Here is a 10,547-nt window from a genome sequence, read left to right on the forward strand (position 1 = left end):
TGCAGACGTCGCAATCCACACCGAGCCAGAAGGCCCTCACTCATTTCAAGATCACCTGACCGTGAACCCCGTCACCAACCTCCGTGGTCAGTACACCTAGACGACGGCCGCGCACGGTCGGCCTCGATTCGTCAGTCACGACGTTCCTTCCTTGAGCCCATCCCAGTCTGCCTCGTGACGTTCCGTCGGATCCAGGCTAGCGAATCTGCACAGTTGCAGTTGTTCTTGTTGCGGATGGCATCGATGCGGGTGCATGCTACGAAGCGTGGTGATGAACGCCACACAGCGTGATCCCGGCGGATCATCGCTCGGGCATCGCCTTGCCCGCGCCGGATCGCGATCCCCTCCCACCACACCGGAGGCCCTGCCATGCCCGGAATGCTGGAGAAGCCGCCCGCCCCCGCTACCGAGTACTCCTACTGGCTGCCGAGACACCGCAAGTCCGTCGCCGCGGCCAGAAAGCTGCTCCGCGGCTTCCTCGCCGCCCAACCCTCCGGCGAACTCTTCGTCGAAACCGGCGAGTTGGTGCTCAGTGAGCTCGTCACCAACGCTGTGCTCCACGCCATGACCCCGCCCGGGCGCCTCCTCTACGTCCACTTCTCGCTCCACCCCGACGCCCTCCGCATCGAGGTGCACGACGCCGGTGCGGGGCGTCCGTACGCGCGTCCCGCGACCGTCGAGGACGAAGCCGGGCGCGGGCTCTGGCTCGTCTCGCAGCTCGCCTCCCGCTGGGGGTGCTGCCCGCGTGCGGGCGGCGTCGGCAAGGCGATCTGGGCCACGATCGGGAGTGGCCAGTGAAAACCGAACTCCCCTTCGCCGTAAGCGTCGAGATCAAGGGCGTCACCAAGGCCGCCACCTTCTCCCGCCTCCCCGACGCCCTCGAAGCCGTCCGCACCGCCGTCTCCCACCTCCCGCTCGACGAGGACCAGGCCGACTTCCTCGCCGACCTCTTCTCGCCCCGGTCCGCCGACCGCATCGCCCGCCAGCTGCTCGAAGTCGGCGCCATGCGCGTGATCGCGTTCGTGGGCATCGAGCCCCACCCGATCTACCTCTGCCCGGCCCCCGATTGACCGAGGGCGTGCGCGAGAAGTCGGCCCATCCGACTTCTCGCGCAGCCATCCCGTCGCCTGGTAACGGAACGGTTGCGGGCGTACCTGGGGGTTGACGGCGTACGGCAGGTGGCGTTTGCTGTGTGGCGCTCGTTCGGGACTGTTTGGTTCTGGTCTGTTTTGTGGATTTGAACGTTCAAAAACGGGAGGCGATGCAATGTCACACCTTTCACGTCGCGAGCTCCTCCGCGCCTCCGGGGCCGGTCTGCTGGCCCTGGCGGCCGGGGGGGGCGCTGGCGGCCTGCGGGGACTCCGGATCGGCGGGAGCCGCAGGCGGGGACGCCGAAACCGGCACGGTCACCGTGTGGTCGTGGGCCACGGCCGCTGCCGCGCTGCGCGGGGTCGTCCCGGCGTTCGAGCGGGACAACCCCGGCATCAAGGTCGACGTCCAGGACATCGGGAACCCGGCGATCTGGGACAAGATCACCGTCGGTCTCGCCGCGGGCGGGCAGGGGCTCGGGGACGTCCTCCACATCGGTTGCGACTACCTGCCCGGCTACCTGGACAAGTTCCCCGGCGGCCTCGCCGACCTGTCCTCCTTCGGCGCCGACGCCCACAAGGACGACTTCGCCAAGGGCCTGTGGCCGGTCGTCACCGGCAAGGACGGCCACGCCTACGCGCTGCCCTGGGAGGTCAACCCGCTCGGGTTCTTCTACCGCGAGGACTACTTCGGCAAGGCCGGCATCGACCCGACCGCCCTCGCCACCTGGGACGACCTGATCGCCGTGGCGGAGAAGTTCAAGGCCGCCAACCCCGGCATCTCCCTCATCGGCATCAACAAGGCCGCCAACCCCGACCCCGACCTGGACTTCGTGCAGTCGCTGATGCAGCTCCAGGGCGCCTTCTACTTCGACCTCCAGGGGCGGATCACGCTCGGCACGCCCGAGGCCGTCCGCGCGATGGACGTCCTGAAGCGGCTGGACGGCGCCGGGCTGGTCGCCGATGCCCCCGGCGAGCAGGGCTGGGCCACCCTGATGAAGGCCGGCAAGCTCGCCGTCGCCCCCATGCCCGCCTGGGCGGCGCACTACCTGGAGGCCAAGTTCGGTGACCAGAGCGGACACTGGCGCCTCGCCAAGCCCCCGGCCGTCACCGCCGGAGGCAAGCGCACCGCGCTCGTGAACTCCACCCACCTCGCCGTCGCCGGTTCCAGCCCGCGCCGCCGCGCCGCCTGGAAGTTCGTCGAGTACGCGCTCACCCGCCCGGCCTCCGTGAACAGCATGTTCACCGCCGGCGGCGTCTTCCCCGCGCTCACCGCGGCCTACACCGACCCGATGTACGGCGCGCCGAGCGCCTACTACGGCGGCCAGCCCGTGCTGCGGACCTTCGCCGACCTGGCCGTCGACGGCGGCGACCCGACCAACTACTCCGGGGACTACGCCCGCGCCCTCAAGCTGGCCGGCGACGCCCAGACGAAGGTGTTCCTGAAGGGCGGCGACCCGGCCGCCGTCCTCCAGGACGCCGCCAAGCAACTCGCCCAGCAGACCGGGCGCAGCATCGCATGACGACGACCGTCCAACCGTCCCTCGCGCGTGCCCGGCGCCGCCGCACCGCCGTGCCGTACCTGCTCCTCGCCCCCGCCCTGGTCACCTTCGGCGTGTTCAAGGCGTACCCCGTCGTCGACTCGCTGCTCCTCTCCTTCACCGCCGGGTCCGGCACCGCCGCCCGCTCCGCGGGACTCGCCAACTACCGCCGCCTGCTGGACGATCCGCTGTTCTGGACGGCCCTGCGCAACACTGCCGAGATCCTCGTCGTGCAGGTCCCGGTGATGCTCGGGCTGGCCCTGCTGATGGCCGTCGGCATCAACTCGGCGCTGGTGCGCTGGCGGGCGGTGTGGCGGCTGGGCGTCTTCATGCCGGCCGTGACCGGACTGGTCGCCACCGGCGTGATCTTCGCCTTCCTGCTCGACTCCGACCACGGCGCCGTCAACTGGCTGCTGGACGCGATCGGCCTGCCGGTCGTCGACTGGTTCGGCGACCCGTTCTGGGCGCGGATGGCCGTCGTCCTGGTGCTGACCTGGCACTACACGGGCTACAACGCCGTCATCTACCTGGCTGGCCTCCAGGGCGTCCCGAAGGAGCTGTACGAGGCCGCGATGGTCGACGGGGCGGGCCCGGTGCGGCGGTTCACGGCGGTCACGGTGCCCGCGCTTCGCCCGGTGCTGCTGTTCACGGTCGTGCTGTCCACCATCGGCACGCTCCAACTCTTCGACGAGCCTTATGTGTTGACCGGCGGCGGCCCGGACAACGCGACGCTGACCGTCTCCATGTACCTGTACCAGAACGGCTTCCGGTACTTCGACTTCGGCTACGCGTCCGCCATCGCCTACGCGCTGACCCTGCTGGTGTCGGTGCTCGGCGCGGTCCAGATGCGGCTGATGGGGGAGCGGGAGCGATGAAGCCGATCACGAAACTGCGCGGCTGGCCGCTGACCTTCCTCCTCGCGGGCCTCACCGGCCTTTCCGTCGGCCCGTTCTACTGGCTGGTGATCGCCATCACCCGCAAGGACACGGACATCTTCGACTGGCCGCCCAAGCTGCTGCCCGGCGGCCACCTCGGCGACAACCTCGACCACCTGCAGCGGAGGATCGGTCTGCTCCGGGTGATCGGAAACTCGCTGCTGGTGGCCGGAGTCCAGACCGTCGGAGCCCTGGTGGTCGCGCTGCTGGCCGGCTACGCCTTCGCCAAGTTCCGCTTCCGGGGCCGGAGTCTGCTGTTCGGGCTGCTGCTCTCCACCCTCGTGGTGCCCGAACAGGTCATGCTGGTACCGCTGTTCAAGATGATGATGAGCTTCGGCCTGCTCGACACCTACCAGGCGCTCATCCTGCCCGGCCTCTGCGTGCCGTTCGCGATCTTCCTGATGCGGCAGTCCCTCGCCGGCCTGCCGGACGAACTCCTGGACGCCGCACGGGTGGACGGCGCGGGCGAGTTCCGGGTGCTGTGGAGCGTCGTCGTGCCGGTCATGCGGCCGGTGCTGGCGGCACTGGCGATCTTCCTCTTCCTGGGCTCCTGGAACCAGTTCGTGTGGCCGCTGGTCGCGCTGCGCAGCCCCGGGATGCACACCCTGCCGGTGGCCATCGCCACCCTGTACGGCAACAAGAGCACGACCGACTACGGCGCGATCCTCACCGGCACCGCGCTGTCCACCCTGCCGATGATGGTCCTCTTCCTGGTCCTGCAACGGCAGTTCATCTCCGGCCTGCTGGCCGGTGCGACGAAGGGCTGAACCCGTGACCGACATCTGGGAGCCGCACGCCCCCGCCGCCCCTTCCGCCACCGGCGGCCTGCGCCCGCTGTACGCCGAGGGTCTCGACCTGCGGGTGAGCGGCGCCGGGACGGCCCGCGCGGTCGCCGACGGGGTGGTCGAGGTGACCGTCGAGGCGACACCGGCGGCCGATGGCGACGTCCGCATCGAGTGGCGGGTGCCGTGCGTGGACGCCACCGCGCTCTGGACGCCCGAACCGCGCGGCACCGGCTGGCTGCCCGCCGCCTGGAGCGCCCCGCGCCGCACCGGGATCGCCGCCGGCGCCCCGATCGCCGCCCTCGTCGGCACCGGCGACGTCGCGATCTGCGCCTTCGCCGCCGAGCGGCCCGACGTGCTGGCCGGCGCGGGAGTCGTCGAGGAGACCGGCGAGTTCCGCTTCTGGGCGCAGGCCTCGGGCTGCCTCACCGTGCGGATCGACACCTCGCGCCGCCACTTCGCCCGCTGCCTGGCCGACCTCGCCGAGTGGTGGGGCACCGCGCACCGGGCGGACGTGCCCGAAGCCGCCCGCCGCCCCGCCTACTCCACCTGGTACGCGATGCACCAGGACATCGAGCCGAAGGCCGTCGAGGCCCAGGCCGCGCTCGGCAAGGAGCTGGGCCTGGACGTGATCATCGTCGACGACGGCTGGATGACCGCCGACCGCACGCGCGGCTACGGGCACTGCGGCGACTGGGAGCCGGTCTCGCTGCCGGACACCGCCGCCCACGTGCGGCGCGTCCACGAGCTCGGCGTGCAGTACATGCTCTGGTACGCGCTGCCGTTCATCGGCAAGAACAGCGCCGCGTTCGAGCGCATCGGCCGGTACGCGCTCGCGGACGCCGGGCCCATGGGCGCCGTCGTGGCGGACCCCCGCTACCCGGAGGTCCGCGAGTTCCTGGTCGGCCGGCTCGCGCGGGCCGTCGAGGACTGGGGCATGGACGGCCTCAAGGTCGACTTCGTCGACTGGTTCGCGCGGGCGGACGCGCCCGAAACCGGCCCCGGAGCCGACTGCGCGAGCGTCGACGAGGGCGTCGAACGGCTGCTCGCCGAGCTGCGCCGACGGATCACGGCCGCCCACCCGGACGCGATGATCGAGCACCGCCAGCCCTACGTCAGCCCGGCCCTGTGGCCGTACGTCACCATGATCCGGGCCACCGACTGCCCGCTCAGCCCCCAGGAGAACCGGCAGCGGACGATCGACGTGCGGCTCGCCGCCGGGCCCGTCCCGGTCCACGCCGACATGCTGACCTGGCACCCGGTCGAGACGCCCGAGCAGATCGCCTGCCACCTGATCAACATCCTGTTCGCGGTGCCGCAGGTGTCCGTCGACCTCGCCGCGCTGCGCCCGGAGCAGCGCGAGGCCCTGGCCTTCTGGCTCGGCATCTTCCGCGCCCACGCCGACACCCTGCAACTCGGCGAACTGCGCCCGACCCGGCCCGACCTCGGCTACCCGATGGTCACCGCCACCGGCCCGGACACCGTCGCCGTCGCCCGCTACGCGGCGCTGCCGGTGGACGCGGGCGGCGACCGGTGGCGCACCCTGCTGGTGGCCAACGCCGACGCCGACCCGGACGTGCGGCTGACCGGCGGCAGCGGGACGGCGGAGGCGGTCGTGCAGGACGCGCGGGGGCGCGTCGTCCGGCAGGGCGAGGTGGAGCTCGGCCGGGACGGCGCCGTCGTCACGGTGCCGCGCGGCGGGTTGCTGACTCTGCGGCGTGCGTGAGCGTCGCAGCGGCGTTGGCCGGGTGGCGGCGGCGGGTCGCCCGGCTGGGCGGGTGGGGTGGAGCTCTGCCCGGGGCGGCGGTGGTGCGGTGTCGCGAGGGCGGCGCTCACCCTTGCGGCGTGCGTGCGTGCGTGCGTGCGGCGGCGTGCCGTCCGGCTGGTTGGGGCGGGGCAACGACGGTGCCGTACGTGAGCGCAGCGCCGACGTCGAACGGTAGGTGCGGTTGCCCGGGCGAGCGGTTGGTCGACGGGGCTGCGGCATCGCGCGGCCGGCTGCTCGCCCTGCAGCGGCCGCGCAGCGCCGGTGCCGATCTCGGCGGTGTGGTTGGCCGGCGGAGGTGATCGTCGAGGCTGCGCGAGGGCGCGTCGTCCGGCGGGGTGGGTGGAGCTCGGCCCGGGGCGGCGCCGTCGTGGGGCTGTCGCGCGGCGGGCGGCTGACCCGGCACCGGGCGTGAGCGTGATGACGACGCCGGCCCGGCGGGGCAGTCGGCCCGTGACCAACGGCCGGGCGGTGCGGCGGCGTGCTGTCCGGGACGGCGGAATCGAGCTCGGCCCGGGGCGGCGTGGATGCGGTATCGCGCGGTGAGCTGCCGACCCCACGGTGCATGTGACGGTCGTGACCGCGCCGGCCCGGGGGTGGCGGCAGTTCGCCGTGCGCGGGGGCGCGTTGTCCGGCGGGGTGGGGTGGGGTGGGGTGAGGTGGGGCGTGGTCGGGTCGGTGGTGCTGCTCGGTGGGCGGGTGGCGCCGTGGCCTACGTGACCTCGTGACGACGCCCTTGCAGCGTGCGTCCGTGCGGCGGCATGCCGTCCGGCCTGGTTGGGGCGGCGCAACGGCGGTGCCGTGCGCGAGTGCGGCGCCGATGCCGAATGGGAGATGCGGTTGGCCCGTGGCGCATGGTCGGATGGCGTGCCGATGCCGATCCGGTGGTGCGGTCGTTCGGTGGGGGTGATCGTCGAGGATGCGGAGGGCGTATCGTCCGGCGGGGTGGGGAGGACCCCGCCGGGGTGGCGTCGTCGAGGTGTCGCGCGGCGGGCTGCCGATCCTGCGCCGCACGTGACCGCACCGATGACCCGACCGAGCACGCCGGAGGAAGCCATGCCCGAGGGAGCACGCCGACCGCGCCGCGCTGTCACGACGCCCGACGAGGCCGTGCGCGGGGCCGGAGTGCGCCGTCCGCGCCGCGGGGCCACCACCATCGAGGAGGTCGCCCGCGCGGCCGGCGTGTCCCGGCAGACGGTGTCCAACGCGCTCAACGCCCCGCACCGGGTGCGCCCGGACACCCTGGAGCGGGTGACCGCCGCGATCCGCGAACTCGGCTACCAGCCGGACCAGTCGGCCCGCTCGCTGCGCAGCGGCGCCCGGCGCACCATCGGCTACCTCTCGCCGGTGGACGACCCGTTCGACCCCAACCCGCTGATGGCCGGCTTCCTGGAGGCGCTGGTCGACGCGGCCGGGGCGCAGGGCCTGCGGGTGCTGCTGTTCCGCCCGGCACCGGGCAGTGGAGGCACCCGGGATGCGTCGGGCGCGGAGGACGGGACGGATGCCGGCGACGCGTCGGGCGCCGGCGACGCGCTCGCGGCCATCGACGAGCTGGTGGCGGCCCGCCAGGTGGACGGGCTCGTGCTTGCGGACGTACTGCGCGACGACCCGCGGATCGGCCACGTCGCCCGGGCCGGCGTCCCGTTCACGACCTTCGGGCGGACGGGACCGGGGGAGCCGCAGCACTGGGTGGACATCGGCAACGGCCCGGCGATGGCGGCCGTCGTGCGGCACCTCGCCGAGCGCGGGCACCGGCGCCTCGGGTACGTGGGAGGCCCGGAGGACCTGCCGTGGATGGCGGAACGCCGCGCGGGCTTCCTCGCCGAGGCGCGGCGGCTCGGCCTGACGGCGGAGGTGGCGGCCGGGCCGGACGTCGCCGCCGTGCGCGGGCTCCTGCGCCGCCCGGACCGGCCGACGGCCGTCGCGGCGGCGAGCGACCTGCTCGCGCTGGACGTCTACGAGGCCGTCCGCGCCGAGGGGTTGACGGTCGGACGGGAGGTGGCGGTCACGGGTTTCCACGACACGCCGCTCTGCCGCCACCTGCACCCCGCCCTGACGTCGGTCCGGCTGCCGCTGCGGGCGATCGCCGCCGCGCTGGTCGAGCGGCTGCTCGGCCAGGTGCGGGGGGAACGGGCGCCCGGCGCGGGGCTGGAGCTGGCCACCGAGCTGGTGGTGCGGGCGAGTTCGGGGGGTTGAGCGCCGCGATGACGGGTCGAGCGACGCGATGACCGGCCGGGTGGCTTCAGCGGTGACGGCGGTAGTAGGAGACGGTCACGGCGGCCAGCAGCGGGCCCCAGAGGACCAGCGGCTGGTAGAGGACCCCGACGATGTCGCCCCAGGGACCGGTCATCGCCGGGTGGTGATCGACGTTCCACCAGAACAGGAACCCGCTCCAGACATAGACGAGGGCCAGTGATCCGAGCGCGGCGGGGATGACGGCGGCGAGCGGGCGGACACGCCGGCCGCCGAGGACCGGGATCCAGCGCGGCACCACCTCGCCCCAGGGGCGGACCAGGCCGAGCGTCAGCAGGGAGAGGGCCTCGGAGACCACGCTGAGGCCGACCACGGCGACCGCGCCCCAGCCAGGGATGTGGAAGTCCTGGCGGAGCACCTGGTCGCCGTAGCCGACCGGAAGGCCGAGGGCCAGGGCGATCCGCCACAGCCCCGAGGGCACGGTGGTGAGGGCTGCGGCGTGTGCGGCTCGCACGGCCCAACGGGGTGCCGGGGCAGCGGGGTTCGATGCGGTGGTCATGCATCCAGGCTGGCCGGTGGGAGGCGGCGCCACGTCCTCCCGGAGGGCCGGAGGCGTCCCCCCACAGGGGGATCCGGGCTCGGTCGCCGGGCCCCTCGGGGCGCGCCCCGTCCCGCCCGTCAGTCCCCGGAGGACGCGACGATCAGCTCGCCGACCAGCCGGGCGGCGGCCGTCCGTTCCTCGGCGGCGAGGGCGTCGTCCGTCACCAGGACGTCGAGCTGGTCGAGGGCGGCGAAGGAGGCCAGGCCGACGGCGTTCCACTTCGTGTGGTCGGCGACCACGATGACGCGGCGGGCCGACTGCAGGAAGGCCCGGTTGGTCTCGGCCTCGGCCAGGTTGGGGGTGGTCAGTCCGGTGTCGGCGGAGAGGCCGTGACAGCCCATGACGAGCACGTTGACGTGCAGCGAGCGGATCGCCTGGTCCGCGACCGGGCCGACCAGCGCGTCCGAGGGCGTGCGGACGCCGCCGGTGCGGATCACCGTGGCCGTCGCCGGGGTGCCGTCGTCGTCGGGCTGTTCCAGCAGTTCGGCGATCCGCAGGGAGTTGGTGACCACCGTCAGGCCGTCGACGGCGCGCAGGTGGCGGGCCACCGCGAAGGTCGTCGTGCCGGCCGCGAGGCCGACCGCCGAACCGGGCGGCACGAGTGCGGCGGCGGCGCGGGCGATCGCCTCCTTCGCGGGCAGCTCCCAGCCGGCCTTGGTCTCGAACCCGGGCTCGCCGCTGAGTGGCGCCTCGACCCGCACCGCGCCGCCGTGGACCTTCTCCACCAGTCCGCGCCGGGCCAGCGCGTCGAGGTCGCGGCGGACCGTCATGTCGGAGACCCCGAGGTCGCGGACGAGTTCGGTCACCCGGACCCCGCCCCGCGCGCGCACCTGTTCCAGGATCAGCGCGCGTCGCTGCCCGGCGAGCGGTTGGGCGCTGTCGGCCATCGGAGGGCCTCCCTCGGGTCGGCGTGGCGCGGGTCGGTGCGGCCGGGGCGGCCGCGCTCATCGCCAGCATGGCCATCATGGCAGGTGCCGGGTGCTTCCGGGGCGGCGGGTCTGTTGGATAGTGTTCGAGATTGTTGATTCATGTCGGATCGAGGAGAGAGAACCGAGGCCATGGCCGGGACCGTCACCGAGCCCACCGCCAGGACCGCGACCACGCTCGCGGACGGGCGGGAGCTCATCTACTACGACAGCGGCGCGGCCGTGCCCCGGAACGCCGTCGACCGGCGCCCGCTGGACCCCCGGCCGCCCGCCTCCCACGTGCGCCGGGACCCGGCCACCGGGGACTGGGTCACCGTCGCCGCCCACCGGCAGGCCCGCACCTACCAGCCGCCCGCCGAGGAGTGCCCGCTGTGCCCCTCCCAGGACGGGCGGCTGAGCGAAATCCCCGCCACCGACTACCAGGTGGCCGTCTTCGAGAACCGCTTCCCCTCGCTGGCCGGACCGCCGGGCGAGCTCGCCGGCGGACTGCGGACGGCCGGTCCCGGCGCCGGGCGCTGCGAGGTGGTGTGCTTCACGGCCGACCACGACGCGTCCTTCGCCGACCTCTCCGAGGCCCGCGCGCGTCTGGTCCTGGACGCGTGGACGGACCGCACGGCCGCGCTCTCCGCCCTGCCCGGCGTGGAACAGGTGTACTGCTTCGAGAACCGCGGCGCCGAGATCGGCGTCACCCTCGCCCACCCCCACGGACAGATCTA

Annotated in this window: 9 protein-coding genes and 1 pseudogene; 8 read left to right on the forward strand and 2 right to left on the reverse strand. The window is 73.5% G+C overall.

The window, feature by feature from the left end; all coding sequences use genetic code 11:
* The first annotated feature begins 369 nt into the window (after positions 1 to 369).
* The 7 genes from ACFXDE_RS43095 (at position 370) to ACFXDE_RS43125 (ending at position 8,307) form a co-directional block, all read left to right on the forward strand.
* The gene (locus ACFXDE_RS43095) at positions 370 to 798 is read left to right on the forward strand and encodes an ATP-binding protein (RefSeq protein ID WP_380499684.1); all 429 of its coding nucleotides are present in this window, start codon (positions 370 to 372) and stop codon (positions 796 to 798) included.
* Positions 795 to 1,070 (forward strand): hypothetical protein, encoded by a 276-nt coding sequence (locus tag ACFXDE_RS43100; protein ID WP_380499685.1) that lies wholly within the window; start codon positions 795 to 797, stop codon positions 1,068 to 1,070. The genes ACFXDE_RS43095 and ACFXDE_RS43100 overlap by 4 nt, the downstream gene beginning before the upstream one ends.
* A 341-nt stretch (positions 1,071 to 1,411) precedes the next feature.
* Positions 1,412 to 2,611, forward strand: a complete 1,200-nt coding sequence (locus tag ACFXDE_RS43105; protein ID WP_380499686.1) for an extracellular solute-binding protein — start codon at positions 1,412 to 1,414, stop codon at positions 2,609 to 2,611.
* Entirely contained in the window at positions 2,608 to 3,504 is an 897-nt protein-coding gene (locus tag ACFXDE_RS43110) for a carbohydrate ABC transporter permease (protein ID WP_380499687.1), read from the forward strand. The genes ACFXDE_RS43105 and ACFXDE_RS43110 overlap by 4 nt, the downstream gene beginning before the upstream one ends.
* On the forward strand, positions 3,501 to 4,331 hold the full coding sequence (locus ACFXDE_RS43115) for a carbohydrate ABC transporter permease (RefSeq protein ID WP_380499688.1): 831 nt from the start codon (positions 3,501 to 3,503) through the stop codon (positions 4,329 to 4,331). The genes ACFXDE_RS43110 and ACFXDE_RS43115 overlap by 4 nt, the downstream gene beginning before the upstream one ends.
* 4 nt (positions 4,332 to 4,335) lie before the next feature.
* Positions 4,336 to 6,072 carry a glycoside hydrolase family 36 protein gene (locus ACFXDE_RS43120; RefSeq protein ID WP_380499689.1) on the forward strand — a complete coding sequence of 579 codons (1,737 nt, stop codon included), beginning with the start codon at positions 4,336 to 4,338 and terminating at the stop codon, positions 6,070 to 6,072.
* Between the two features lie 1,095 nt (positions 6,073 to 7,167).
* Positions 7,168 to 8,307 (forward strand): LacI family DNA-binding transcriptional regulator, encoded by a 1,140-nt coding sequence (locus tag ACFXDE_RS43125; RefSeq protein ID WP_380499690.1) that lies wholly within the window; start codon positions 7,168 to 7,170, stop codon positions 8,305 to 8,307.
* Positions 8,308 to 8,353: 46 nt separating this feature from the next.
* On the opposite strand, the gene ACFXDE_RS43130 is transcribed toward ACFXDE_RS43125, so the two are convergent.
* Both ACFXDE_RS43130 and ACFXDE_RS43135 read right to left on the reverse strand, forming a co-directional pair.
* Positions 8,354 to 8,863: a hypothetical protein gene (locus ACFXDE_RS43130; RefSeq protein ID WP_380499691.1), complete on the reverse strand. Its 510-nt coding sequence runs from the start codon at positions 8,861 to 8,863 to the stop codon at positions 8,354 to 8,356.
* Between the two features lie 119 nt (positions 8,864 to 8,982).
* Positions 8,983 to 9,792 carry a DeoR/GlpR family DNA-binding transcription regulator gene (locus ACFXDE_RS43135; protein WP_380499692.1) on the reverse strand — a complete coding sequence of 270 codons (810 nt, stop codon included), beginning with the start codon at positions 9,790 to 9,792 and terminating at the stop codon, positions 8,983 to 8,985.
* 171 nt (positions 9,793 to 9,963) lie between these two features.
* On the opposite strand from ACFXDE_RS43135, the pseudogene ACFXDE_RS43140 reads away from it, so the two are divergent.
* A pseudogene (locus tag ACFXDE_RS43140) lies at positions 9,964 to 10,547 on the forward strand (galactose-1-phosphate uridylyltransferase); the annotation flags it as partial.

The organism is Kitasatospora sp. NPDC059408 (assembly GCF_042751525.1).
Taxonomy (GTDB): Bacteria; Actinomycetota; Actinomycetes; order Streptomycetales; family Streptomycetaceae; genus Kitasatospora.